25 protein-coding genes and 1 pseudogene are annotated in these 25,845 nt (G+C 63.0%); 9 read left to right on the top strand and 17 right to left on the bottom strand.

Features of this window, described 5'->3' with window-relative positions; translation table 11 throughout:
* Window positions 1–347 precede the first annotated feature (347 nt).
* Together QQK95_RS08790 and QQK95_RS08785 are read left to right on the top strand one after the other, a co-directional pair.
* Window positions 348–1,019, top strand: a complete 672-nt coding sequence (locus QQK95_RS08790; protein ID WP_284271088.1) for a response regulator — start codon at window positions 348–350, stop codon at window positions 1,017–1,019.
* A complete protein-coding gene (locus QQK95_RS08785; protein WP_284271087.1) occupies window positions 1,006–2,364 on the top strand; it encodes a sensor histidine kinase in 1,359 nt (452 codons plus the stop codon). Before QQK95_RS08790 ends, QQK95_RS08785 begins: the two co-directional genes overlap by 14 nt.
* A gap of 13 nt (window positions 2,365–2,377) precedes the next feature.
* On the opposite strand, the gene QQK95_RS08780 is transcribed toward QQK95_RS08785, so the two are convergent.
* From QQK95_RS08780 to QQK95_RS08755, 6 genes are all read right to left on the bottom strand, one after another.
* On the bottom strand, window positions 2,378–3,256 hold the full coding sequence (locus QQK95_RS08780; protein WP_284271086.1) for an ABC transporter permease: 879 nt from the start codon (window positions 3,254–3,256) through the stop codon (window positions 2,378–2,380).
* An 11-nt stretch (window positions 3,257–3,267) separates the two neighbouring features.
* Entirely contained in the window at window positions 3,268–4,077 is an 810-nt protein-coding gene (locus QQK95_RS08775; RefSeq protein WP_284271085.1) for an ABC transporter ATP-binding protein, read from the bottom strand.
* A 109-nt stretch (window positions 4,078–4,186) separates the two neighbouring features.
* Window positions 4,187–5,143 carry an ABC transporter substrate-binding protein gene (locus QQK95_RS08770; protein WP_407660611.1) on the bottom strand — a complete coding sequence of 319 codons (957 nt, stop codon included), beginning with the start codon at window positions 5,141–5,143 and terminating at the stop codon, window positions 4,187–4,189.
* Between the two features lie 261 nt (window positions 5,144–5,404).
* Window positions 5,405–6,181 (bottom strand): 4-hydroxy-tetrahydrodipicolinate reductase, encoded by a 777-nt coding sequence (dapB, locus tag QQK95_RS08765; RefSeq protein WP_284271083.1) that lies wholly within the window; start codon window positions 6,179–6,181, stop codon window positions 5,405–5,407.
* 8 nt (window positions 6,182–6,189) lie between these two features.
* A complete protein-coding gene (locus tag QQK95_RS08760; RefSeq protein ID WP_284271081.1) occupies window positions 6,190–8,283 on the bottom strand; it encodes an ATP-dependent helicase in 2,094 nt (697 codons plus the stop codon).
* Window positions 8,284–8,337: 54 nt separating this feature from the next.
* Window positions 8,338–8,511: a hypothetical protein gene (locus QQK95_RS08755; RefSeq protein ID WP_284271080.1), complete on the bottom strand. Its 174-nt coding sequence runs from the start codon at window positions 8,509–8,511 to the stop codon at window positions 8,338–8,340.
* A gap of 128 nt (window positions 8,512–8,639) precedes the next feature.
* Between QQK95_RS08755 and QQK95_RS08750 the strand changes: the two genes are divergently transcribed.
* Window positions 8,640–8,825 carry a hypothetical protein gene (locus QQK95_RS08750; protein WP_284271078.1) on the top strand — a complete coding sequence of 62 codons (186 nt, stop codon included), beginning with the start codon at window positions 8,640–8,642 and terminating at the stop codon, window positions 8,823–8,825.
* A gap of 314 nt (window positions 8,826–9,139) precedes the next feature.
* Here the strand turns inward: QQK95_RS08750 and QQK95_RS08745 are convergent.
* From QQK95_RS08745 to QQK95_RS08735, 3 genes and pseudogenes are all read right to left on the bottom strand, one after another.
* A pseudogene (locus QQK95_RS08745) lies at window positions 9,140–10,299 on the bottom strand (M20 aminoacylase family protein).
* A gap of 4 nt (window positions 10,300–10,303) precedes the next feature.
* Complete coding sequence (locus QQK95_RS08740; protein WP_284271077.1) at window positions 10,304–11,536, bottom strand: Zn-dependent hydrolase; 1,233 nt, start codon at window positions 11,534–11,536, stop codon at window positions 10,304–10,306.
* Window positions 11,533–12,741: a diaminopropionate ammonia-lyase gene (locus QQK95_RS08735; protein WP_284271076.1), complete on the bottom strand. Its 1,209-nt coding sequence runs from the start codon at window positions 12,739–12,741 to the stop codon at window positions 11,533–11,535. Before QQK95_RS08735 ends, QQK95_RS08740 begins: the two co-directional genes overlap by 4 nt.
* Before the next feature lie 105 nt (window positions 12,742–12,846).
* Here QQK95_RS08735 and QQK95_RS08730 point away from each other — a divergent pair, with 105 nt between their 5' ends.
* Both QQK95_RS08730 and QQK95_RS08725 read left to right on the top strand, forming a co-directional pair.
* Window positions 12,847–13,326 (top strand): Lrp/AsnC family transcriptional regulator, encoded by a 480-nt coding sequence (locus tag QQK95_RS08730; protein ID WP_284271075.1) that lies wholly within the window; start codon window positions 12,847–12,849, stop codon window positions 13,324–13,326.
* An 80-nt stretch (window positions 13,327–13,406) separates the two neighbouring features.
* A complete protein-coding gene (locus QQK95_RS08725) occupies window positions 13,407–14,549 on the top strand; it encodes a flavin-containing monooxygenase (protein WP_284271074.1) in 1,143 nt (380 codons plus the stop codon).
* A 12-nt stretch (window positions 14,550–14,561) separates the two neighbouring features.
* Here QQK95_RS08725 and QQK95_RS08720 read toward each other — a convergent pair whose 3' ends face one another.
* The 4 genes from QQK95_RS08720 to QQK95_RS08705 form a co-directional block, all read right to left on the bottom strand.
* On the bottom strand, window positions 14,562–15,365 hold the full coding sequence (locus QQK95_RS08720; protein ID WP_284271073.1) for an agmatinase family protein: 804 nt from the start codon (window positions 15,363–15,365) through the stop codon (window positions 14,562–14,564).
* 97 nt (window positions 15,366–15,462) lie between these two features.
* Window positions 15,463–17,583: a molybdopterin-containing oxidoreductase family protein gene (locus QQK95_RS08715; protein WP_284271072.1), complete on the bottom strand. Its 2,121-nt coding sequence runs from the start codon at window positions 17,581–17,583 to the stop codon at window positions 15,463–15,465.
* A gap of 43 nt (window positions 17,584–17,626) precedes the next feature.
* Window positions 17,627–17,824 carry a hypothetical protein gene (locus QQK95_RS08710; protein WP_284271071.1) on the bottom strand — a complete coding sequence of 66 codons (198 nt, stop codon included), beginning with the start codon at window positions 17,822–17,824 and terminating at the stop codon, window positions 17,627–17,629.
* A gap of 107 nt (window positions 17,825–17,931) precedes the next feature.
* Window positions 17,932–19,809 carry an ABC-F family ATP-binding cassette domain-containing protein gene (locus QQK95_RS08705; protein ID WP_284271070.1) on the bottom strand — a complete coding sequence of 626 codons (1,878 nt, stop codon included), beginning with the start codon at window positions 19,807–19,809 and terminating at the stop codon, window positions 17,932–17,934.
* Window positions 19,810–20,273: 464 nt separating this feature from the next.
* Between QQK95_RS08705 and QQK95_RS08700 the strand changes: the two genes are divergently transcribed.
* The gene (locus tag QQK95_RS08700) at window positions 20,274–20,486 is read left to right on the top strand and encodes a hypothetical protein (protein WP_284271069.1); all 213 of its coding nucleotides are present in this window, start codon (window positions 20,274–20,276) and stop codon (window positions 20,484–20,486) included.
* Between the two features lie 283 nt (window positions 20,487–20,769).
* A complete protein-coding gene (locus QQK95_RS08695) occupies window positions 20,770–21,441 on the top strand; it encodes a Crp/Fnr family transcriptional regulator (RefSeq protein WP_284271472.1) in 672 nt (223 codons plus the stop codon).
* A 61-nt stretch (window positions 21,442–21,502) separates the two neighbouring features.
* On the opposite strand, the gene QQK95_RS08690 is transcribed toward QQK95_RS08695, so the two are convergent.
* The 4 genes from QQK95_RS08690 to QQK95_RS08675 all read right to left on the bottom strand — a co-directional run bounded on the left by QQK95_RS08690 (window position 21,503) and on the right by QQK95_RS08675 (window position 24,117).
* Window positions 21,503–21,952, bottom strand: a complete 450-nt coding sequence (locus QQK95_RS08690; RefSeq protein WP_284271470.1) for a Ros/MucR family transcriptional regulator — start codon at window positions 21,950–21,952, stop codon at window positions 21,503–21,505.
* A 160-nt stretch (window positions 21,953–22,112) separates the two neighbouring features.
* Entirely contained in the window at window positions 22,113–22,316 is a 204-nt protein-coding gene (locus tag QQK95_RS08685; protein ID WP_010915223.1) for a hypothetical protein, read from the bottom strand.
* Window positions 22,309–23,235 carry a DMT family transporter gene (locus QQK95_RS08680; protein WP_284271068.1) on the bottom strand — a complete coding sequence of 309 codons (927 nt, stop codon included), beginning with the start codon at window positions 23,233–23,235 and terminating at the stop codon, window positions 22,309–22,311. The genes QQK95_RS08685 and QQK95_RS08680 overlap by 8 nt, the downstream gene beginning before the upstream one ends.
* A gap of 45 nt (window positions 23,236–23,280) precedes the next feature.
* Window positions 23,281–24,117 (bottom strand): hypothetical protein, encoded by an 837-nt coding sequence (locus QQK95_RS08675; RefSeq protein WP_284271067.1) that lies wholly within the window; start codon window positions 24,115–24,117, stop codon window positions 23,281–23,283.
* A 112-nt stretch (window positions 24,118–24,229) separates the two neighbouring features.
* On the opposite strand from QQK95_RS08675, the gene QQK95_RS08670 reads away from it, so the two are divergent.
* Window positions 24,230–25,189, top strand: coding sequence for a LysR substrate-binding domain-containing protein (locus tag QQK95_RS08670; protein ID WP_284271066.1), 960 nt, complete (start codon window positions 24,230–24,232; stop codon window positions 25,187–25,189).
* An 80-nt stretch (window positions 25,190–25,269) separates the two neighbouring features.
* On the top strand, window positions 25,270–25,845 hold the full coding sequence (locus QQK95_RS08665) for a GNAT family N-acetyltransferase (protein ID WP_284271065.1): 576 nt from the start codon (window positions 25,270–25,272) through the stop codon (window positions 25,843–25,845).

The raw sequence follows: 25,845 nt of genomic DNA, 5'->3' as shown, positions 1-25,845 counted from the left end.
TTTCTTATATTATAGACAATGCATATTGCAGTGCGGAAATTTCATCTGGATTTACGCAACAATTTCAGCATATTAGGCTCATCGTCTCCAACAAAACCGAAGCGCTTTTGGAGGCCATCGTTCACTGTTTGCGGTACAATCTGTCAATCAGAACCGAACCGTTCGGTTCGATTAAGGCAAGAAAATAGGTTGATCGAGACCTGCAAGGGCCCGCGGTTACCCCTCGCCAAGACCGTATTTGTCTTGCGTTGAGCGCGATACTGTCGCTCATTCAGGAGAAATCAGGGGCGCCGCGGCCATCAAGCCTCAGGTGTTCCGCTGGAAGATGGATCCGGGCTGCAATAGACATGCGACTGCTGCTTGTTGAGGACAATCGCGAACTGGCCGACTGGTTGGGCAAGACCTTGCGCCAGGCGAACTACGTGGTCGACATCGTCCATGACGGCGAGGATGTCGAGCACGCACTGGCGGCGGGCGACCACGCGCTTGTCATCCTCGACCTGGCGCTGCCGAGAATGAGCGGGATGGAAGTGCTGCGCACGCTGCGGGCGCGCGGCAACCGGGTGCCGGTGATCGTGCTGACCGCCAATGCCAGCCTCGACGGCAGGGTCAAGGGCCTCAATGAAGGCGCCGACGACTATCTGGCCAAGCCATTCCAGATCGAGGAGCTCGAGGCCCGCATCCGGGCGCAACTGCGACGCGCCAATGACCGCACCGCGCCTGTCGTTGCCTGCGGCGATCTCGTCTTCGACACCAACACAAGGCTGTTTTCGCTCGCCGGTGAACCACTGGCGCTCACACCTCGCGAACATGCGGTGCTGGAGCAATTGATGGTGAAGGCCGGACGCACGGTGAGCAAGGCGGCACTTTCGGCGGCGATATACGATTTCGAGACCGATGCCGACCCCAGCGCCATCGAGATCTATGTGCATCGCGTGCGCAAGAAGCTCGAAGGCTCACGGGTCCAGATCGCCACCTTGCGTGGCCTCGGCTATCTCTTGCGCCATGAAGATCAATAGCCTCCGCCTGCAATTGTTGGCATGGGTGGTGCTGCCGCTCGCCGGACTTGCCACCATCAATCTATGGACCAGCCACGGCAGCGCGCTGGCCACCGCCAACCTGGTCACCGACCGAATGCTGCTCGGCTCGGCGCGGACCATCGCCGAGCAGGTCGCCATGACCGACGGCGTGCTCGATGCCACGATACCGCCGGCAGCGATCGAGATGTTCGATACGGGCGACCGCGACAGCGTCTACTACCATGTCAAGACTGCCAGAGGGCGGCTGCTCACCGGCTATCCCAATCTGCCGGAGGCATTGACGCCGTCCAGCACCGAGGCAACCTATCGCGACCACCGGCTGCGGCTGCTCACCTTCAGCCAGGGCGTGGTCGGCGCCGGTGAGGATTCGCCGATATCGGTTACCGTCGGCGTCACCCTTGCCGGACATGACGCGATGGTGCGGCGTCTCTGGATCGGCGCCTTTGCCCAGCAGTTGGCGCTGGTGGCGATCGCAGGCCTCTTCGTGCTCCTTGGCCTGCATCGGGGCCTGGCGCCGCTCATCAGGCTGCGCGACGCGGTGCGTTCGCCGAACCGCAGCGACCTCGACCCGGTGGAGGTGCAGGGCGCGCAGAGTGAAATCCGCCCGCTAATCGATGCGCTCAACGCCTATATGGCACGCGTGCGGGGGCAGATGGCGTCGCAACGGCGCTTCGTCGCCAATGCCGCGCACCAGTTGCGCACGCCGCTGGCGCTGCTGTCGACGCAGGCGAGCTACGCGCTGCGAGAAACCCTCCCCGATGCCCGCCACGAGGCGCTGGTGGCCTTGCAGGCGAGTTCCGGCCGCCTGGCACGGCTTGCCGAACAGCTGCTGACCTTGTCGAGAGCCGAGCCGGGCAGCCGACGGCCGCGTGCCGACCGTGTCGACCTGACCGAAGCGGCTCGCCAGGTTCTGGAAACCCATGCGCCGATCGCCGTCAGCCGCAACGTCGATCTCGGCCTCGAGGAGGCCGGCCCGGTGCCGGTCATCAGTGACGGCACCATGCTGCGCGAGATGATCGTCAACCTCGTCGACAATGCGCTGCGCTACTCCTCGTCAGGCGGCAGCGTCACCGTGAGGCTGGCGGCCGTCGACGGCGAAGCCGTGCTGACGGTCACCGACGACGGGCCCGGCATTCCGGTGGATGAGCGGGATCACGTGTTCGAGCGCTTCTACCGCATCGCCGGCTCGACCGAGGAGGGCAGCGGGCTGGGGCTCGCTATCGTGCGCGAGGTCGTCGAAAACGCCGGCGGCCGCGTCACCCTGCGGGATGGCGCGGCCGGCGGTCTGGTGGTCGACGTGAGGTTGCCGCTGGCAAGCAGCTAGCCCATGTCGCCGCTCACTGCGTCTCATGCAGCGGCTGGGGGCGCCATTTCGCCAGGCGATCCTCGACCATGGTCATCAGATATTCGGCGCCGAGCGCCACCACCATGACGATGACGATGGCGGCATACATGCCGGCGGCATCGAAGGATCCCTTGGCAATGTTGATCAGCAGGCCGATGCCATAGCGCGAGCCGACGAACTCGCCGACGATCGCACCGATGATGGCAAAGCCGAAGCTGACATGCAGGCTGGCGAAGATCCAGCTCATCGCCGAAGGAACGATCACGGAGCGCGTCAACTGCCAGTTGGACGCGCCAAGGATGCGGGCATTGGCGATCATTGCCCTGTCGGCTTCCCGCACGCCCTGGAATGCATTGTGGAAGACGACGAAAAATACCATCACGAAGGCAAGCGCCACTTTCGAGGCGAGGCCAAGGCCGAGGATCATGATGAAGATCGGTGCCAGAACCACGCGTGGGATGGAATTGATCACCTTGATGTAGATGGAGAAAATGTCGGCGGCCATCCGATTGCGACCGAGCGCGACGCCGATGATGATGCCGGCTACCGAACCGGTCACAAAGCCAATGACCGACTCCTCCATGGTAACATAGAGATGATACCAGAGCGGCCCCTCGGACGTCCCTTCCGTCGTCCATTCATAGAGCCGCTGCGCGATCGCGCTCGGCATCGCGTAGAAGAACGGATCGATCCACGCCAGGCGCGCCGCGATCTCCCACAGGGCGAGAAAGGCAACGAGAATGGCAACCCGCCAGAACATCACGGTGCGGCGGCGATGCGTTGCCGCCTTCGCGGCGGCCGCTTCGATTTCCGCGTCGGATGTGCCAGGCTTGAATGCCCCTGCCCTGATGTCGATGGCGGCATCTGTCATGGCGTTCCTCCTCAGGCTGCCGCGCGTGCATAGCTGGTCTCGACCTCTTCCTTGAGGTCAGCCCAGATGGTGCGCGAGTAATCGATGAAGCTTTGTTCGTAACGGATGTCGGCGACGACGCGCGGGCGCGGCAGGTCGATCGTATAGACCGACTTCACGGTGGCTGGCCCGGCGGTCAGGACATAGACCTTGTCGGCCAAGGCAATCGCCTCTTCCAGGTCATGGGTTACGAAGACCACGGAAGCCTTTGCTTGCGACCACAGACGCAGCAGTTCCTCGTGCATCAGCACGCGGGTCTGCACGTCAAGCGCCGAAAACGGCTCGTCCATGAGCAGTATCTCGGGACCGTTTATGAAAGTCTGCGCCAGCGCCACACGCTTGCGCATACCGCCCGAAAGCTGGTGCGGATAATGCTGCTCGAATCGTGACAGGCCGACGCGCGCCAGCCAGTCTCGCGCCGCAGCCGTGGCTTCGGACTTCGCCTTGCCGCGAAAGAGCGGGCCAGCCATTACGTTGTCGATCACGGTTCGCCACGGAAACAGGGCATCGCTTTGGAAAACAAAGCCGATGCGCGGGTCTATCCCCTTGACCGGCGCGCCCATGACACGAACCTCGCCAGCACTTGGGCTTGCCAGCCCTGTGACGAGATTGAGGGTGGTGGATTTTCCGCAGCCGGTCGGGCCGACAACGGCGACGAATTCGCCGCGCTCGACGGTCATGGTGAAGTCGCGCAGTGCCGTCAGCGATTTGCCGGTGGGTGAAAGGAAACGCCGACTGACGTTGATCAGCTCGATCGCCGGTGCATTTTTTTCAATAGCCATGGTGGAACTCCTGGATAAGAGCAGGCGCCCGCCGTCGGCCCCAAGGCCGCCGGACGTGAAAAACTGGCGGGTACCGGCGCGATGTCGTTCATCGCGCCGGTACTGTCTGCTACTTGGCGTTCTTGACGAATTCCGATGTGTAGGTCTTGGCAAGGTCGATCTGCTTGCCCTGCAGTTCCTTTTTGAAGGTTGAAAGAACAGTCAGCACTGTCTCAGGTCCACCTTCAGGCATAATCCCATCGGGGGTGAACATCGCCTTGCCGGCATCGAGGGCCTTCACGTAGCCTTCCTTGTCGCCGACATAATAGTCCTTCGGCATCTTTTCGGCGATCTCGGCGCCGCTGTGCGAATTGATGAACTTCTGTGTCTTGACGAAAGCGTTGGCCAGCTTCTGCACGACGTCCTTATGCGCTTCGACCCAGTCTGTCTGCATATAGAGGGAGGCGGCCGGGTAGGTGCCGCCGAGAGCGGCCTTGGTGCCTTCTATCGTACGCATGTCGATAAGGACTTTAGCCTCACCAGTCTTCAGCAGCCGCGTGATCGTCGGCTCGGTCGTCATGCCTGCCTGGATCTTGTCCTGCTGCATGGCGGCAATGAAGGTGTTGCCGGCGCCGACCGGAACCGAGGTGAATTCGCCGAGCTTCAAACCGTTCTTGACGGCAAGATATTCCGTAAGAAAATTCGTCGATGAGCCTAGACCGGTCACGCCCAGGCTCATGCCCTTGAAGTCGGCGGGTGATTTGATCTCGGGATGTTTGGTCGAAACGAGCTCGACCTCTCCCGGCGCCTGGCTGAACTGGACGATGGATTCGACGAATTTGCCCTTGGCCTGCAGATCGATGCAGTGATCATAAAAGCCGACGACCCCTTGGACGGCACCGGCAAGCATCTCGTTTTCGGCGTCGACCCCGGCCGGCTCATTCAGCAACTCGACGTCGAGACCCTCGTCCTTGAAGTAACCGAGTGCTTCGGTCAGTTTGGCTGGCAGGTAAATCTGCTTCTCGTAGCCGCCGACCATGATGGAAATTTTGTCGGCGGCGTGTACGGACGGCGCGGACAAGGCCATGGTGGCGACGAGTGCGGTTGTGGCGGCTGAATCGAGCAGAATTCGCGCGAGCGACATGGCCTCTTCCCTTTGTTCGTTTCCCGCGCCCCTCTCTCTCCCATCGCTTTTGCGCGACAATATGGGGGCGCCGGACAAGAGTTATGGCACCAACCTTTCATCCAGCTTTCAGGGTGAAGCCGAAAATGACGGCAAAGCTTACGGTTCAGTAAGCCGCAGCCGGCGGGCAGTCGCGTTGCCCTGAAAATGCACGCCGTGCCAAGTTCAGCGGTCAAATCCCAGCACGTCGCGCATATCGTATTCGCCGGGCGAGCGTCGCGACACCCACAGGGCGGCGGCGATGGCGCCACGGGCGAACATGACGCGGTCGCCGGCCGCGTGCGACAAGGTAACGAGCTCGCCTTCGGCGCAAAAGCTGACGCTGTGTTCGCCGACGATGCTGCCGCCGCGAACCACCGCAAAACCGATCTCGCCGGCCGGCCGCGCGCCGGTGACGCCGTCGCGGACGCGCCTTGCGACCGCGTCCAGTTCGACGCCGCGTCCACCGGCGACGGCCTGTCCCAGCATCAGCGCGGTGCCCGAAGGCGCATCGATCTTGTGGCGATGATGCGCCTCGAAAATCTCGGCGTCCCAATCTTCGGGGGCGAGCGCCCTCGCTGCCTGCTCGACCAATCCGACCAACATGTTGAGCCCAAGCGAAAAACTGCCGGAGCGGACGATGGGGATCGTTTTCGCGGCGTCGGCTATATCAGCCAGTTCGGCGGCATCGAAACCGGTCGAACCGATCACCAAAGCGGGACCGCCCCGGTTCGCGCAAACCATCGCCAGATCGGCGGAAGCGGACGGCGTGGTGAAATCGATCACCACATCGGCCATGGCAAGCGCCTCGTCGCGGCTCACCAGCCCGTCGCCGACACTACCCGGGCGATGGAAGCGGGCGGCGAGCGCCAGCCGCTGATCGGCCTGCACGGCCTCGGCCATCTGCCGCCCCATACGGCCCTGCGCCCCGGCGATGGCGATCCTGATCGGCGGTTGCGCCATGATTTCAGCTATTTCCACATGCCGCGCATACGTGCGCCGATGTCGACGCGCACGTCCGGCCGGGGCGCCCTGCCCTCAGCCGCTTGCGCGCCCGGCCACGACACCTGCTGGAACGCGGCGAGGATCGAGGCGGGGATGAAGCGGGTGCGCGAGGCGTAGAGGTGTCGGTCGCCGCGCGCCGCCTGGCCGTGCGGAAAGAAACGCTGCGGCATGACCAGGTTCAGGTTGTCCTTGGCCCGCGTCATTGCCACATAGAGCAGCCTGCGCTCCTCCTCGATATCCTCCTTGGTGCCGACGCCGAGATCGGCAGGGATGCAGCCATCGACGGTGTTGAGCACGAAGACGTTCTTCCACTCCTGGCCCTTGGCCGAGTGGATGGTCGAGAGGATCAGATAGTCCTCGTCGCGATGCGGCGGTCCGGCCTGGTCGCTGGTCGCATCCGGCGGATCGAGCGTAAGCTCGGTCAGGAAGCGTTCGCGCGAGGCGTAGCCCGAGCCGATCTGCTCGAGCTGCAAGAGGTCCGCGCGGCGCGTGATGACATCCTCATGGATACGCTCCAGATGCGGCTCGTACCAGAGCCTGACCTGTTCGAGATCGGCCGGCCATTTGGCGCCGGCCCGCAGGCCAGAATAGAGCGATACAAAGGCCGGCCAATCGTCCGCCGCGCGTTGCGGCGGGCGCCAGCCCGCGAGGCCCATGGCCTCGTCCAGTGCCGATGTCATCGTCTCGACGATCTGCGCGGCGGCCGAAGGGCCGATCCCCGGCATCAGCTGCAGGACGCGGAAACCGGCGACGCGGTCGCGCGGGTTTTCGGCAAAGCGCAACACCGCCAGCACGTCCTTGACATGGGCGGCATCGAGGAATTTCAGCCCGCCGAACTTAACGAAGGGAATGTTGCGTCGCGTCAGCTCGATCTCCAGCGGTCCGCTGTGATGCGAGGCGCGAAACAGCACCGCCTGCGATTTCAACGCCGTGCCGGCCTCACGCTCGGCGAGGATCGTGTCGCAGACGAAGTTCGCCTGCTCGACCTCATCGCGGACGCTCACCAGCCTTGGCTTGTCTGATGATTTGCGCTCCGACCAGAGGTTCTTGGTGAAGCGCTCCGACGCTTCGCCGATCACCGCATTGGCGGCCGCCAGAATGGTCTCGGTCGAGCGGTAATTGCGCTCCAGCATCACCACGTCGGCGGCCTGCGCGAACTGTTTGGGAAAATCGAGGATGTTGCGCACTTCGGCGGCACGGAACGAATAGATCGACTGCGCATCGTCGCCGACCACTGTCAGCCCGGCGCCGTCGGGTTTCAGCGCCATCAGGATCGAAGCCTGCAGCCGGTTGGTGTCCTGATATTCGTCGACCAGGACATGGTCGAAACGCCCGCCCAGATGCGCCGCGATTTCCGGCTCGGCCGCCATCTGCGCCCAGTAGAGCAGCAGATCGTCGTAATCGAGCACGTTCTGCGCCTGCTTGGCTTCGACATAGCCGGCGAACAGCTGCTTGAGCTGATCGGCCCAGCCGGCGCACCAGGGAAAGGCAGAGCCCAGCACCTCGCCGAGCGGCGCCTGCGCGTTGACGGCGCGCGAATAGATGGCAAGGCAGGTGCCCTTGGTCGGGAAGCGCGCCTCCGTTTTGGAGAAGCCGAGTTCGTGGCGCACGAGATTCATCAGGTCGGCGGAATCCTCGCGGTCATGGATGGTGAAGGCCGGGTCGAGGCCAATCTCCAGCGCATAGTCGCGCAACAGCCGGGCGCCGATGCCATGAAAGGTACCGGCCCAGGTCAGCGCATCGGTGATGACAGCGGCGTCACGTCCGAGCACCTCGCCGGCAATGCGCTCGACGCGCTTGGCCATTTCGGACGCGGCGCGGCGCGAAAAGGTCATCAGCAGGATACGGCGCGGGTCGGCGCCCTTGACGATGAGATGGGCGACGCGATGCGCCAGCGTGTTGGTTTTGCCCGATCCGGCGCCGGCAATCACAAGCAGCGGCCCTGCGATCTTGCCGTCGCCATGCTCGACGGCCTGGCGCTGCGCGTCATTCAGACGCGCGAGATAGCCGGGCTGGGCAGTCGATTCCACAAAGGTCGAATCATGGGCGGCGAGGTTCATCGCCCATCAAGCATCGTTTCCGCTTTGTTCGCAACACCGAAGCGGCACGACGAATTAGCGCCGGGGATCGACATCCATAGCCGCCGATTGGCGGCGCAGAGCGTCGCGGTCACTTCTTGACGCAGGCAGTAGCAGCGGATCGACGTCGCCTGGCACGTCATCAATCATCTTGCGCGCGAGGCGGTAGGCGAGGAAGGCAAAGGCGCCTGTCAGAAACAAACGGATCATACTGCGGTCTCCTCTAAAGGACACCAACCGAAGGCATGGCTTTTAGTTCCATCACGCGAAGGTCGCAACCAAACCGAAATTACCTCGTTTTGAGATTGCGGCTCGTTGCGAGATTGGAGGCGGCAGCCATGAAAAAGCTAGGATTGGGCCTCGTTCTGGTGGCCTTGGCCGTTTCGGCCTGCGACAACAAACTGCCGCCGTCAAAGGCTCCGGGCGCCGAACAAGGCGCCTATGTCGCCAGCAATCCTGTCGTGACCGCAGGGGGCACAGGCGACTTCGGCGATGCGCGCACGATTTGCCGCGCCTCGTCCTGACGCCACGCCTTTATCCAGCTCCGCGCGCGCATCCGTCTTCCCGCAACACCCAAAAAGACCGACGGCTTCCATGCTGGAACGACCCTAACTTCCGGCAAGTGCGAACATTCTAAGTACTAATTAGAAGAGCAGCCGCCAAGGGAAGAAGGCCGGCGCCGCTTGGGAGGAGAAGGCGCCGGCCAAGCGGATAAATCAGGTCCGCCGCACCATGCAGGTTAGCTGAGTCTTGCCCCAACGTCATGCGGGATCGGGTATTTCGGCCTTTTCCGCGCGTTTTCCACCGGCAAAGCGTGCCAAAGAGGGTTCGTCGCCGGTCAAGTTCCGAGCCGTTGCCTGGCGATCGCGGCATGGAAACTGGCGCCGAAGACCAGTCCATCATCGTTGAAGTCATAGCTGGAATTGTGCAGCGGCGCCGAGGCCTCGCCATTGCCGAGGAAGACAAAGCAGCCCGGCACGTGATCGAGGAAGCGGGCAAAATCCTCCGACGCCGTCATCGGCTCGCGGGCAACCGCGACATTGCCGGATTCGAAAACGCTCTTGGCGGCGGCGAAGGCCGCCTCGACCAGTTCGGCATCGTTGCGCAAAGGCACGAATCCCTGGTGTAATTGACCTCGGCGGTCACGCTGTAGGCGGCAGCGGTGCCCTCGGCGATGATCCGCATCTGGCGTTCGATCTGCGCGCTGACCTCGGGACGGAAACTGCGCGCGTCGCCGAGGATGCGGGCAAGACCGGGCAGTGCATTGCGGGTGCCGTCAGTGATCAGTTCGGTCACCGACACCGCGGCTATGTCGGCCGGGCTCAGGCGGCGCGAGACGATGGTCTGCAGATTGATGACCAGCGCGCAGGCGGCGACCAGCGTTTCGTTGCCCGAATGCGGCCGCGCCGCATGGCCGCCTAACCCCTTGAGCACGATCTCGAAATTGTCTTCCGCCGACATGACCGGGCCGGCACGGGTCTCGAAATGGCCGATGGGCAGGCCGGGCATGTTGTGCAGGCCAAAGATCTCGTCGAAGGGGAAGCGCTGCATCAGGCCATCGTCGAGCATAGCCTGCGCGCCCCTGCCCCATTCCTCGGCCGGCTGGAAGATGAAGCGTACGGTGCCGTCAAAACCGCCCTCGCTGGCCAGCAGCTTTGCCGCGCCCAGCAGCATGGCGGTGTGGCCGTCGTGGCCGCAGGCGTGCATGACGCCGGCATTGCCGGAGCGATAGGTTGCGCTCGATTGCTCCGATATACGCAGCGCATCCATGTCGGCCCGCAGCGCAATGGCGCGGTTGCCGCAGCCGCGCTTCAGGGTGCCGACGACGCCGGTACCGCCGACACCCTCGGCGACATCGTCGAGGCCGAATTCGCGCAGCTTGGCCGCGACGAAGGCGGCGGTGCGCTTCTCCTCGAAGCCGAATTCGGGGTGCGCGTGCAGGTCGCGCCGCCAAGCGGTCATCTCGCGCTTCAGCGTTTCTGGATCGAGTTCAGCCATGTCTTCAGCCCTCGAGTTCGGCGAGTTCAGCGACGACATCAAGCAGGATGTTGGCGCCGGCAACAAGCTCGGCATCCTCGGTGTGCTCGCGCGGGCTGTGGCTGATGCCGCCGGCGCTCGGCACGAAGATCATCGCCGCCGGCGCGATGCGCGCGATCATCTGCGCGTCATGGCCGGCGCCCGAGGTCATGCGCCGCGAGGCGAGCCCGCGCTTCCTGGCGGCGGCCTCGATCAGTTCGACGACCTGCCCGTCGAAGATAACCGGTTCGAAGCGGGCCAGCCGCTCGACCGATACGGTGATGCCCTCGGCGGCGAGTCGCTCCAGAAAGGCGGCCAGCGCCGCCTCCTGCGCCTGCAGGCGCTGCTCGTCAGGGTCGCGCAGATCGACGGTGAAGACGGCGCGCGATGGGATGACGTTGATGGCATTCGGCTCGAAGCGCATCGTGCCGACGGTGGCAACGGTCGGCGCGTTGGAGGCCCCGGCAAGGTCATGCAGGAAAGTGACCACGCGTGCCGCGGCATATCCAGCGTCGCAGCGCATCGACATCGGCGTGGTGCCGGCATGGTTGGCGACGCCGTCGAGAGTGACGCGCTGCCAGGAGATGCCTTGCAGGGTTTCCACCGCGCCGATCGGAATGCCTTCGCGCTCCAGGACCGGCCCCTGTTCGATATGCAGTTCGACATAGAGGTGCGGTTTGAGGAAACCCGGCTCGCGGTCGCCGGCGTAGCCGATGCGGGCGAGTTCCTGCCCAAGCGTGCTGCCGTCGGTGCCGACAGCGGCGAGTGCCGCCTCGACATCGACGCCGCCGGCAAGGACCAGCGACCCCATCATGTCGGGAGAGAAGCGCACGCCCTCCTCATTGGTGAAGGCGGCGACGGCGAGCGGGCGCGACGGCCGGAGGCCCGAGGCTTTCAGCGTCTCGATCACCTCCAGCCCGGCGAGCACGCCGTAGCAGCCATCATAGATGCCGGCGTCGATGACGGTGTCGATGTGAGAGCCGATGAGCAGCGGCGCCTCGCCTGCATTGCCGGCACTTTGCCAGATGCCGAAAATGTTGCCGATGCGGTCGATGGCAACATCGAGCCCCGCCTGCCGCAGCCAGCCGACGAAGAGGTCGCGGCCCTGCCTGTCGGTGTCGGAGGCGGCCAGCCGGGTCAGCCTGCGCTCGCCGTCGCGGCCAACGGCGCCGAGTTCGCGGATGCGGCCAAGCAGACGCTGTGCATCGACCGCGATCATGGCGTTGCCTCGGCAGCCAACCTGCCGGCCAGCACATCGGCCGGGCTCATGCCGACCAGTTCTGCATAGCGATGCGGGTCGGTGGCGCCTTCGGTGTTGATCACCAGCACGCGGGATTTGCCGTCGAGGCCTAGATCGGTCCTGTTTTCGGCCACCGCCCGGATCAGTCCGGCAAGGCCGACACCGCCGCTCTCGCCGGCAACGATCAGCGGATCGCCGCCGGATGGCCGGGCCAGCCGCCGCATCACCGCGACGGCGTCGTCCTCGTCCACGGTCATGAAGGCATCGGCGGCGCGCGCCAGCACACGCCAGGCGACTCGTGACGCCTCATAGCATTCAAGCATGGCCATGACTGTCGGCTGGCCGTGCGCCACCTTGACCACATGCCCTGCCTCGGCAGCCGCGACAATGCAGGCCGCGCGTGCCGGCTCGACGACGATGAAGGTCGGCCTGGCATCGCCGAGCACAATGGCGAGATGGCCGGCCACCGCGGCGGCAATTCCGCCGACGCCGGCCTGGACGAAGACGTGGGTCGGCGGTTCGATGAGCTGGCGTAGCGCTTCGCGCACGATCGCCGTATAGCCCTGCATGACCAGGCCGGGGATGCGTTCATAGCCCGGCCACGACGTATCCGACACCACGGTCCAGCCCTTCTCGGCCGCGACCTGCGCCGCTTGCCTGACCGAATCGTCATAATTGCCGTCGACGCGAACCATCTCGGCGCCGTAGCGGGCGATTGCCGAGATCCGCTCGTCGCTGACGCCGGCATGGACAAAGATCACGGCCCTGGCGCCGGCAAGCTCGGCGCCTTGCGCGACCGATCGGCCGTGATTGCCGTCGGTGGCGCAGGCAAAAGTCATCTTCGCGGCGACCGAGCGAACATCGGCCCGATCGAGATCCTCGACATCGACGGGGCGGCCAAGGCGCTTGCCTGCCTCTTCCAGCACAAGGCGGAAGACGGCATAGGCGCCACCCAGCGCCTTGAAGCTGCCCAGGCCGAGACGAAAGCCCTCATCCTTGACGTGGATGGCACCAACTCCGGATTCCCTGGCCAGCGCCGGCAGCGCATGCAGCGGTGTCATCGCGTGATTGTCGCGATGGGCGAGAAAGCGCTCGACCGTGTCGGCGCCAGCAATCCCAAGGGTTTCGGCATCGGCCGCATCAAGCGGCTTACCATGCAAGGCATTGCGATTGGGCAGGAACACTGGGCGGCCTCCTCGGCAGTCAGCGAGACCATATTGCAGGACAGGCGCAAAGAGCGCTGTAATTGGGCCTGCGAAATGCAAGTTTGTTTCACCGGGATACCGCCATTGCCTCCATCATCGCCCTCGCTCGACAGTTTCGATCTCGCCATCCTTGCCATCTTGCAGCGCGACAACACGACGCCGCAGCGGCTGATCGGCGAAGCGGTGAACCTGTCGGCGCCGGCGGTGCAGCGCCGCATCAAGCGCATGGAGCAGGCCGGCGTCATTGCAAGCAATGTGGCAATCATCGAACCCTCGGCGGTCGGCCAGCCCATCACCATCTTCGTCGAGGTGGAACTGGAGAGCGAGCGCACCGAATTGATCGACGCGGCCAAGCGGCAGTTCTCGCAAACGCCTGAAGTGCAGCAATGCTATTACGTCACCGGCGAGGCCGACTTCATCCTCGTCATCACCGTGGCCGACATGGGCGCCTATGAGGCGCTGACGCGAAAACTGTTCTTCGGCAGCAACAATGTCCGGAAATTCCGTACCTTCGTGGCCATGGACCGCGTCAAGGTCGGGCTGACGGTGCCGTTGCCGGATTGAGCTTGCCGGCAGGTAGGCTCCAGTCCGCCCCGCCATGCTTTTGACATTCTGAAAGACGCGAATCGAGCCGGGAGGCGCACTTGGACGACACCACATCAGTAGCGATCATCGGTGCCGGGCCGGCGGGCCTTGCCGTCGCCGCATGCCTGCGGCAGGCCGGCGTCGACTTCATCATCCTCGAAAAAGAGCAGCAGGCCGCGCCTGCCTGGCGACGCCATTACGAGCGCGTCCACCTGCACACGACCAAGCGCTATTCGTCGCTGCCCTTCGTGCCCTTTCCCAAACACTATCCGCGCTATGTGCCGCGCGCTCTCTTCGTCGATTATCTCGATGCCTATGCGCAACGCTTCGACCTCAAGCCCCGCTTTGGAGAAACGGTGAAAGCGGTTGCCCAGGACGGTCGCGGCTGGCGTGTGGACGCGCCATCCGGCCCGTTGCGCGCCAAGCATGTGGTGATTGCGTCAGGCTACAATGCCGAGCCCTTGCGGCCTGGATTTGCCGGCATCGACACCTTCGCCGGCAAGACGCTGCACAGCGCCGACTATCGCAATGCCACGCCTTTCGCCGGTCAGTCGGTGCTCGTCGTCGGCATGGGCAACACCGGTGCGGAGATTGCGCTCGATCTGGTGGAAAATGGCGCACAGCCGACGATTTCCGTGCGCGGCGGCGTTCATATCGTGCCGCGCGAACTGTTCGGCGTGCCCATCCAGATGGTCGGCATGGCGACACGCCTCGGTCCACGACGCCTCAACGATCTTCTTTTCCCGGTCATTCTCGACCTGGTGCTGGGCAGGCTGGAAAAATACGGGCTCAGACGGCCGGGACAGGGGTTGCTGGAACAGATCGCGATTGCGTCACGCATTCCGGTGATCGACGTGGGCACCATCGGCAAGATCCGCGAAGGCGCGATCAAGGTTGCGCCCGATATCGCCGAGATTTCGCAACGCGGTGCGCGTTTTGCCGACGGCAAACACGGCGAATTCGACGCGATCATCTTCGCCACCGGCTACCGGCCGGGCTATGCCAAAATCCTCGAACCCGGCATCCAGCCGGACCGCAGCGGCGTTACCCCCAAAGCTTCGGATCTCGGCCTCTACCTCATCGGTTTCCACAATGCCGTCACCGGATTGCTGCGCGAGATCGGGATCGAAGCCCAGGCGATCGCCGACGACATAAGGCACCGGCTGAACCGGAAAAAGGCATCCGAAATCCTGCCGGTGTGATCCGCGGTCTGCCTATCCCTGTGTAGTCTTCAGCATCATGCCGGCGATCTCTTTCGTCAGCTTGGCGGCGACAAGCGCCGTCATGTTGGAGAGATCCTGGCGCGGATTGTATTCGACAATGTCGGCGGCCACGATCGGCTGGTCGATGCCTTGAATGAGGCTGATGACCTGCCGGGTCGACAGCCCACCCGGCTCGCGGTGCGAGACGCCGGGTGCAAAGGCGGGGTCGAGCCCGTCGAGATCCATCGAGATATAGACTGGTGTTGTGAGGCCGAGCCGCAGGCCCTCGCTGACATGGCGCGCCTCGACCACCTCGATGCCGAAGCGCCTGATCTGGTCGCGAAGGTCGTCGTTGAGGGTGCGCAGGCCGATCTGGATCAGCCGGTCGGCCAACCGCTCCTCCATGATGCGGGCGAAGGACGAGGTGTGCGAGCGCAAATTGCCCTGATAGGCAGGATAGATGTCGGGGTGTGCATCGATCTGGACGATCGTCAGGCTGGGGTGGCGCCGCCGCACGGCACGAAGGATCGGCCAGGCAATGGCGTGGTCGCCACCCAGGCTGATCAGCGGATGGCCGGCATCCAGCGCGCGTCCTACCTCACTTTCGATCCGTTCCCAAGGGTCGCCGCCGCCCGCAAAGTCGATGTCGCCATGGTCGAGGAAGCGATCCGTCAGATCGAAGCCGGTTTCGCTCCACGAGCTGTGGGCATCGGAATGCAGCTCCCGCCTGATCAGCGCCGGCGCCTCGGCCGGGCCGCGCAGGTAGGACGAGTTCCCGTCATGCGGTATTCCCAGAAGCGAGATCGCGCCTGTCATCGACATCCTCCCCGATGCAGAGAACGTCCTCAATAACGGGGCGAGTTGGCCGTTGCGACCTCTGCTGGTTGGGCCAGTTGCCAAGGATTGAGATCGGCTAGACCGCCAGTTCGTCCGCCTTGCGCAGCCAGACCTTGTTGTCGTGGAAGGCAGCGCCGCCATAGGGCGCGGGCGCGTCGGCGCCGGTCAGCACATTGATGCCCTCGCCGCGCTCATGCGCGCTATTCGGCCAGATGCCTTCGGCGATCACCACGCCGCGCTTGATGCCATCGAAGAATTTCGCGTGCAGAACCAGGTCGCCGCGCTGGTTGCCGACCTCGACACGGTCGCCGTCGGCAAGCCCAAGGTCGGCCGCATCGTCGGGATGCAGGAGCAGTGCCGGCCTGCCTTCCTTTTCCTTCGACACCGGCGTTTCGGCAAAGGTCGAGTTAAGGAAGTTGCGCGCCGGCGAGGTCGTCAGCCGGAACGGATGTGCCTCGTCGGCCACCTCGATCAGATCGACATGGTCGGGAAACTCGGGCAGCCGTTCAACCGGCCCGAACAGGCCCATGCTCTTCGGCGGCCGGTTGGGAGCCGCCTGACCGGTCCAGTCGGCGCGGAAGCGGAATTTCCCATCCGCATGACCAAACCCCTTGATGAAATGCGCGGTCTCGAAATCCGGCTGCAGATCAACCCATTTCTGCTCTTTCAAGCTGTCGAAGCCGCCCAGTCCGCGCTTGCCGAGAATGATGTCGATATGTTGCTGTTCGGTGAGGCCGAAACCCGGGCGGTCGGCGACCCCCAGGCGCTCGGCCAGCTGCTCGATGACGAAATGGTTGGTGCGCGGACCTTCCGGCGGCTCGATCAGCTTCGGTCCCAGCGTGATGTGCTGGTTGCCGCCGCCCTTGTAGACGTCGTCGTGCTCGAGAAACATCGTCGCCGGCAGCACGACATCGGCAAGCCTGGCCGTATCGGTCATGAACTGCTCATGCACGCAGGAAAACAGGTCGTCGCGCAAAAAACCCTGTTTCACCAGCCGCTGCTCGGGCGCGACATTCACCGGGTTGGTGTTCTGGATCAGCATCGCCGTCACCGGCGGCCCGCCATAGAGCGCGTCGCTGGCGCCGGTCAGCACAGGGCCGATGCGTGAATGGTCGAGATAACGGATCGAGGGATCGCGCATCCTGGTGCCTTCCAGCACCTCCTGGTTGAGCTTGAAGATGCCGGAATTCGAATGGAAGGCGCCGCCGCCCTCATACTGCCAGCTGCCGGTGACCGCGGCGATGCAGGAGGCGGCATGCATGTTGACGGCGCCGTTGCGCTGGCGGGCAAAGCCGTAGCCGAGGCGGAAATAGGTTTTCCTGGTCGTGCCAACGAGGCGGGCAAAGGCCTCGATCTCGATCACCGACAAACCCGTGATCTCGGCGGCCCATTCAGGGGTTCGGGTGCGAAGATGCGCTTCCAGGCCCTTCGGGTCGTCGGTGTATTTTTCGAGATAGGCGCGGTCGGCAAGGCCTTCCCTGAACAGCACATGCATGACCGCGCAGGCCAGCGCGCCGTCGGTGCCAGGCTTCAGCACAAGGCCCATGTCGGCCTGCTTCATGGTCGCGTTTTCATAGACGTCGACGACGACGATCTTAGCGCCGCGTTCCTTGCGCGCCTTGATGGCATGGGTCATCACATTGACCTGGGTGACCACGGCATTGGTACCCCAGATCACCACGCAGTCGGATTTCGCCATTTCGCGCGGGTCGGGCCCACGCAAGGCGCCCGCCCCCATCATCCAGCCGGTCCAGGCGAGATTGGTGCAGATCGAGCCGAAGAAGCCTGAATATTTCTTGGCATGGCGCAGCCGGTCGATGCCGTCGCGCTGCACCAGCCCCATCGTGCCGGCATAGTAATAGGGCCACACCGTCTCCGAGCCATATTTCGCCTCGGCCGCGATGAATTTTTCGGCCACGAGGTCGAGAGCCGCCTCCCAGCTCGCTTCCTGCCAGACGCCGTCGCCCTTGGCGCCGGCGCGGATCAGCGGCTTCAGCAAGCGGTCGGGGTGGTGGACACGGTCGGCATAGCGCGCGACTTTGGCGCAGACGACCCCGGATGTGTAGGTGTTGGCCTTGGCGCCATGGACGCGGCCAATGCGGTTGCCGTCGAGCAACTCGACCTCGAGCGCGCAGGTGGACGGGCAATCATGCGGACAGGCCGAATGGCCAATGCGAAGCTTGGCGTGCTGGTTCATGGGGGCATGTCTAGCTGGTTCCGAACGTGGCGTGTAGGGCCAGTTATACACCATCAATGCGCTTGAGGAGCGCATTGTAGCCACCGCATCCCGGACAACGCATGTGCCGCTCGATATGGGTTGCGCCTGCTGGAGTGTCGAAAACCGTCAGTTCCGCCTCGCCACAGTCGGGGCATTTGACGACAGCTTTGAGGTCAACCGCCAGTATCTTGCCGGCCTCGATCCATGATTCCTTGGACATCAATGGCTCTCAGAGTGCTATTTCCCGCGCATCGCATCGCCTAATTTACCGACGGAATTGAACCGCTCGGTAGGGGCAGCTTCCCCTTCTCCCCCTGGAGAACGCCCCTACTCCGCCGTGCCTTCCTCATACTCGGCCGACATGGTCAGCCATTTTTCCTCGTGGCCGGCAAGCTGTTGCGCCAACTGCGAGCGCTCCTTGGCCAGGCGGGTCGCGGTCGAGGGATCCTTTTCGTAGATCGCCGGATTGGCCAGTTCGTCCTCGATGCCGTCGATGCGCTTGCGCAGTCGGTCCATCAGCGCCTCGGTGGCGCGGATTTCCTTGGCTAGCGGTTCGAAGGCAGCGCGGCGTGCGGCTGCATCGCGACGGCGGTCCGCTTTTGACGCCTTGTCGGCCTCGCGCTTGCCGCGGCGGTCGCCGGACACGCCGGTGACCAGCGTCTTGTAGTCCTCAAGATCGCCATCATAAGGATTGACCGCGCCATCCTTGACGAGCCACAGCCGGTCGGCGGTCGCCTCCAGGAGATGGCGATCGTGCGAGATCAGGATGACAGCGCCGGGAAATTCGTTGAGCGCATGGATCAGCGATTCACGGCTGTCGATGTCGAGATGGTTGGTCGGTTCGTCGAGGATGAACAGGTTCGGCCCCTCGAAGGCCGACAGGCCCATCAACAGCCGCGCCTTCTCGCCGCCGGACAGGTCCTTCGCAGGCGTGTTCATCTTCTCGGTCGTCAGGCCGAACTGGGCGACGCGGCCGCGCACCTTGGATTCCGGCGCCTCCGGCATCAGCCGGCGGACATGCTCATAGGCGTTTTCCTCCGGTCTGAGATCGTCGAGCTGGTGCTGGGCGAAGATCGCGACCTTCAGCCCGGGCGCCACCGTCATCGTGCCGCTCTCCTGTTTCAGCCTGCCCGACAGCAATTTGGCGAAGGTCGACTTGCCGTTGCCGTTGGCGCCGAGCAGCGCGATGCGGTCGTCGGCATCGATGCGCAGCGTCATCTTCTTGAGGATCGGCTGGCCTTCGGTATAGCCGACATTGACGTTGTTCAGCGCCACGATCGGCGAGGCCACGGTCTTGACCGGTTCCGGAAATGAGAACGGCCGCACCGAATCGTTCACGATCGCCGCGATCGGCTTCATCTTTTCCAGAGCCTTGATGCGCGACTGCGCCTGTCTGGCCTTGGACGCCTTGGCGCGGAAGCGCTCGACGAAGGACTCCATGTGCTTGCGGGCGGCTTCCTGTTTGACGCGGCCTTTTTCCTGCAATTCCTTCTGCTCGCTGTACTGGCGCTCGAACTGGTCGTAGCCGCCGCGCCAGAAAGTCAGCTTCTTCTGGTCGAGATGAACGATCGAGTTGACGGCGCGGTTGAGCAGGTCGCGATCGTGCGAGATCAGAAGCACGGTGTGCGGGTATTTCGACACGTAGTTTTCCAGCCACAGCGTGCCTTCGAGGTCGAGATAGTTGGTCGGCTCGTCGAGCAGCAGCAGATCCGGCTCCGAAAACAGCACCGCGGCCAATGCCACGCGCATGCGCCAGCCGCCGGAGAAGGACGAGGCCGGCCGGCGCTGCGCCGCGTCGTCGAAGCCGAGGCCGGCGAGAATGGTGGCCGCGCGGGACTCGGCCGAATGCGCGTCGATGTCGGCCAGCCGCATGTGGATGTCGGCGATGCGGTGCGGATCGGTCGCCGTCTTTTCCTCTTCGAGCAGCGCCGTGCGTTCGAGGTCGGCCTTGAGCACGATCTCGATCAGCGGCTCCTCGGTTCCCGGCGCTTCCTGCGCGACCTGGCCGATGCGTGTGTTCTTCGGCAGGCTGATCGAACCGGTCTCGGAGGGAAAGTCTCCGGTGATGGCCTTGAACAGCGTGGTCTTGCCCGTGCCGTTGCGACCGACAAGGCCGGCCTTGGTGCCGGCCGGCAAGGTCAGCGAGGCGTGGTCGAGAAGCAGGCGCCCGGCCATGCGGAGCGAAAGGTCGTTGATTACAAGCATGGCCGCGCTTTTGCACTGGACATCAACGCTTCGCAAGACCTTGCGGGCCAGTTGGCCGTACAAGGCCCGAAACACGGTCAGGAACGGCGAGGCGAACTGGTAGCCTTGTCCGCGAAATTCGTGCCTGTCCTCGACGACCGCCGAAGCAGACCGCACAGGCCTGATCGCGAGACGCGCCAGCGCTCATCGCCGGAAAGTCCTCGAAGGCTAAAGGCAAAGTCTATCGTCCCACACTGTCCGCGCCGGGGTGGTCAATATTGAACAGACGGGCGCTCGACGTGCGTCCTACGCTTTACAAGCTGACGAAACCGGACTGCCCCCCAACCACGTTTGGTTACGACAGCAGGAACCCCGGCCGGGGATTTTTCAGCATGGCAAAGGAAACGGCTCAGCAACAATCGGAAAACCGGGTCTGCGGAAACCATCAGGGCCCGAATGAACCAAGGCGGCATGGAGATTCGAGGATGCCCACGCTTCCGTTGGCGCTCAAGATCGCGGACGTCGTTTCCAACGCCCAGCGGCGTCGGCGCAGGCTGGACGTAGCAGCCGTTGCCAGCCTGTTGCTCGACGCCCATCCCGAGGCGGGACACAGTTTGACGGAAATTGCCGACACATTGCGGGAGGAAGTTGCATTCCAGGGAACCCTGGCAAAGGGAATTGCAGCGACGTCTCGCTAGCATCGACGTCAAACCGCATCGCAAGCCGACCTCCCAACCATTCGGGACACTGTGGCGGGCATGCCTTGCCTGACAAAAGCCCCGGCCAGGGACTCGTCAAGACGCCAAAAGATCGGGGGAGGAAGAGCCGAATGGCGCCGACCGCATTTGGATAGCCTTCGCGGCGAGCCGAGTCTGGTCAATATTGACCGGTCCCGCGAGATATTGGATTCTGTTTTCATCGAGGCTGAAGCCTCGTCAGCATCATGATAAAATCCAAGCTTGTGAGTGGGTGGGGTCATTGATGGAAGGAAAATCAGATCAGCCGTTCGATCCGAAGGCCTTTCTGGCGAAAGCCGATCTCGGGCGCACGATCACACACTATGGACCCAACCAGAAGATATTCTCGCAGGGCGACGTCGCTGCTTCGGTCTTCTACCTCAATGCGGGCCAGGTCAAAATCAGTGTCCTGTCCGAGCAGGGAAAGGAAGCTGTCGTCGCCATAATGGGGACCGGCGATTTCTTCGGCGAAGGTTGCATGGCCGGTCAGACGCGGCGCATGGCAACGGCGGTTGCGATGACCGATTGCGAGATCATGCAACTAGACAAGAAGGCGATCATGCGCGTCATTCACGACGAGCCGGCCTTTTCGGAAATGTTCATCGCCCACCTTCTGACACGAACCATCCGCGTCGAAGAGGACCTGGTCGATCAGCTTTTCAATTCGAGTGAAAAGCGCCTGGCACGCGCACTCCTCCTGCTGGCAAATTTCGGCAAGGAAGGAAAGCCTGAACCCATTCTCGGCAAGGTCAGCCAGGAGACGCTTGCCGAAATGATCGGCACAACGCGACCGAGGGTCAGCTACTTCATGAACAAGTTCCGCGACCTTGGCTTCATCGAATACAATGGAAAACTCGTGGTCCACAGTTCGTTACTGAACGTGGTTCTGCATGATCAGCCGCAGATAAGGCGTTGAACCCGGAAGCGCTGAACCGCTTTCCGGGTTCTAGTTGGTTGGCCGTGGGCGGGCTTCGCGACTAGCCAGCCGCCTTGCGCTTGCTTCCCTTCGCCACGGCGGCCGGCGCTGCTGCCGGCTTGCGGCCAAGCCCAGTCGACTTTGCCAGCGCCGACCGGGTCGCCGAGTAATTCGGAGCGACCATCGGGTAATCCGGTGGCAAGCCCCATTTGGCCCGATAGTCGTCCGGACTCAAACCATAGTCTGTCCTGAGGTGTCGCTTGAGCGACTTGAACTTCTTTCCGTCCTCCAGGCAGATGATGTAGTCGGGAAACACCGACTTTTTCGGGTTTACGGCCGGAACCAGGCTCGGGCTTTCCACGACGACCGCGCCAGCCAGTTTTCGAACCGAAGCGCTGACGCTGGCAATCAGGTCAGGCAGGCCGGAAGCTGGAAGTGGATTGTTGCCGACATAGGCCGAGACAATATCGGCCGTTAGCTCTATAACGGTCTTATCCTCGATATTTGACAATTCTTTCACCCTATTTGCGAGAAAGTCATCCACCCCAGCGAAGACTTTCGTCGATGTATCTCTTTAACCGCGTCCCCCAGCGGGCGCCAAGCGCCAAAACGAATCAAGACTTGGCGTCAACTATTTTTATGGGAAATCGACGCCGCGCAAATTAGAAAATCTAATACTTGGAAGCAGCAGACTTGGTTGTCCGGGCATCGGCCAATATCTCAAGAATACGCCGCCAACGGGCACAACGCCCGAAATCCTTCTGCTCAATCGCCTTTTCGGCCTTCATCGCCGCGTAAAGCGGTGCTTCGGCGCCAAATTCCTTGATCAGCCAATGTGCTTCCTGCCTGGCGAGACGTTCATTGTCGTCAAACATAGTCTTGCGCCTCCGAGCGCTCCAGACCGACCGCGATACAACTGCCGACGACGAGGACTGCGCCGGCAATGGCGGTCGTCGTCAACCGTTCACCGGACAGGGTCAGCAGCAACGTCGACGCGATCGGCGTGAGATAGGCGACGACCGCGACCTTGCCGCTGCCTTCGAGCTTCAAGGCGCGCGACCAGAAGTAATAACCCAGCCCCATCGGGCCGGCGCCGAGATAGAGTCCCAGGGCGAGATCGACGCCGGAGGGCCAGGCGACGCCTTCGCCAGCGGACCACAAAAGCGTCAAGGCGACGCCGACCAGCGACGAGGGCAGCAGCAGGCGATCGGGCGAAGCGGCGAGCCGTCCCACCATCACCGAATAGAAAGCCATGCACAGCGCGGACCCGAACGCGGCGAAATAGCCAACGAGATCGCCCTGGAACCAGCTGCTCTCGCGCCCTCCCGAAATCACCAGCGCGACGCCGACAAATCCAAGGACCGCGGCAAGACCCAGCAGGGCCGGACGCCGAGGGCTTTCGAAGGCGATCACTGCCGCGGCGACCATCAAGGGCCAGGTATAGGCCACGAGGTTGGCTTCGATCACCGGCATCGAGGCGAAGGCGATGTATTGCAGCACCATGGTGCCGACCAGGCCGATGAAGCCGACGGCAAGCGCCGCGGCTGCGCCCCGGGGCGCGGCCGATGGGGTTGCCTCACGGCTCATGAACCGGATCAAGGCGAAGACCAGTGCAGCTCCCGCAAATTGCAGGAACTGCACTTGCGACACCGAATGGGCTGCCAGCAGGGACTTGCCGACCAAGGCATTGGTCGACCACAAAGCCACCGCCCCGGCAGCAAAGACCAGCGCGGATATCGAACCTGTTCCATGCCGAAACAATCGGCCTGGGGCTCTATCCCTGTGTTGGACCATGATCTCGCCCGAAGACCGGCTCCCACTTTCCGGGATCATGGTTCATTACCATGATTCCCTGGCTCCGCCCGAAACCTGTGCTTCGGCGACCGGGGCGGGCGTCGGATGCTCCGCCTCGAATCGGCGATAGGCCGGCAACTGGTTGGTCCAGACGTCGTCGGCCAATTCGTTGACCCACTCGCGGTCGTGATCGTTGTCGGCGGCAAGATAGAACATGCGGTTGTCGTCGACATAGGGCTTGGCCACCGAACGCTGGTTGAGCACCAGGGTGACGCGCTCGCCATACTGGATCGGGGCGGTGCGGTGCAGGACGCCAAGGAACTGTCCGAGTGTCGCGTATTTCATCTTGTGATCGATGCGCATGATACGGTTGCGCGGGATCTCGCGGCCGGATTCGAGGATGGCGCGGCCGGTCTCGGAATCGTCGCAATAGATTTCGAGATGGCCGCCGACCAGTGGATTGCTGATCGACAAGGGAATGAGCTCGGTGACCGGAACGCCGTCGCAATGCCATTCGACGGCGCCGTCCCTGGGATTCATGAAGGTGACGGTCGAGCCGACGATTGACAGCGGATAGGGCTCCAGCTTCGTGCCCATCATGTCGGACAGCCGCTCCAGGCGCAGCTTGTCGTGCAGCAACTCCTTGATTTCAGGGATGAAACGGTCGGCGCCCGTGATGAAGGTCAGGTCGAGGTGCTTGTGCACGGCATGGCTGTCCTTGAGCTTCAGGGCGGCCTCCTCGATTGCGGCGAGCAGTGCCGGATCATAGCCATGCAGATACTGTGCAACGCCGAAACTCGACACCTTCCAAGCGGTTTCGTGGCCGATAATGGCCTCACGGCTCATCGCATAGCGCAGTTCGGGGATGGTATGTGCGTTCATTGTACTTCTCCAAGTGGGGGGCAAACACTTGGTTAACAGTCGATTAAATTAGCCCCCCCTGTAAAATTAGGAATGCTGGTGCTAGTGTAAGCCCAGCTTAAGGTCGAAGCCCGTGCGTTTGCTCAGTCAGGTCAACCTCAATTCGCTGAAAATCGTGGAGAGTGCTGCGCGCCACGGGAATTTCACGCGAGCCGGCGAGGAGCAGTTCATCACCGCTTCAGCGGTCAGCCAGCGCGTCAAGAGCCTAGAGGATCAGCTGCGCTTCAAGATTTTCCAGCGCGGCGGCAATGCGGTGTCGTTGACGCCGGAAGGCGAGACCTATGTCTCGCGTGTCCGCGAGGCGCTGGAGCGGATCGTCGCCGCCAGCATGGAAGCGACCGGGCAATCGCAGGAACATGTGCTGAAGATATCCGTGCTGCCGACCTTCGCCGCGCGCTGGCTGTTTCCGCGCCTGCCGGAGTTCCAACGGCAACATCCCGATATCGTGATGCGGGTTTCGACCTCCTACGCGACGCATGACTTCACGGCCTCCGATTTCGATCTCGAAATCCGCTATGGCGACGGCCATTTCAACGGGCTGCCATCCGACCTGCTGTTTCGGGAAGACCTGACACCGGTATGCAGCCGCAAACTGTTCCATGAGGTTCTCGGCGACAAGCCGATGTCAAAGGTGACGCCCGACGACCTCAGGCACTTCACGCTGCTGCATTCCGACACCTGCACCCAGAACTGGCAAGCCTGGCTTGGTTTCGCCGGCGCCAGCTTCGTGCTCAGCGAGACCAAAAGCATCTATTTCGACTCTTGCATGATGTCCTATGAGGCCGCCAATGCCGGAATGGGCTTTGCGGTGGCAAACCGGGCCTATATGGCCAGCGACATTCGCGCCGAAAGGCTGGTCGCCCCCTTTGCCGTCCATCATCCGAATACCGCCGGTTGGTATTTCGTCTCTCCCAACAAGTGCCTTGCCGCACGCAAGGTGCTGCTGTTCAAACAATGGGTCATGGCGGAAGCGGCTTTGACGCAAAGCCAATTGGACAGTGAAGCCCTCGACCTGGCTACCGAAGCTGTCTGAAATTCGCATCAGCGCCCAATTGTCCCCCAATGACCGCCGGTCAGAAAATTGAGGACCAACGGTTAATGGACGTCCAATCCATGCAACCGACCCTGGTCGGAAAAATTGTTGAACTCAAGCCGTTACAGCCGGGACATTCGCAGGGCCTTCTGTATGCAGCCGCGGACGGTGAGCTGTGGAACCTGCCGGCCACCGTGGTTCCGGGGCCAGCCACGATCGATGACTATGTGGCCAGCGCTCTGGCTGGACGACGGGCCGGGACCGTCATGCCTTTTACAATCATCCTGCGCGGCACGGGAGCGATCTGCGGGAGCACGCGGTTCTGGAAGATCGATCGCATGAACAGAAAATTGGAGATTGGGCACACGTGGCTCAGCGCTTCGGTTCAGCGATCAGGGGTCAATACCGAGGCAAAGTACCTTCTCCTGGCCCATGCCTTCGAGGTCATGGCGTGTGTGCGGGTGCAGTTCACCACCGATGAACTCAATGACGCATCGAGAGCGGCCATTCTGCGGATAGGGGCAAAGCAGGAAGGGATCGTTCGCAATGAGCGGATCATGCCGGACGGCCGGAAACGCAATTCCGTGCGGTTCAGCATCATCGATTCCGAATGGCCTGACGTGAAGGCCATGCTTCTGCGGAAGATGCGGCGGTAG

The organism is Mesorhizobium huakuii (assembly GCF_030160235.1).
GTDB classification, from domain to species: Bacteria; Pseudomonadota; Alphaproteobacteria; order Rhizobiales; family Rhizobiaceae; genus Mesorhizobium; species Mesorhizobium huakuii.
This window is presented reverse-complemented; position numbering and strand designations above follow the sequence as displayed.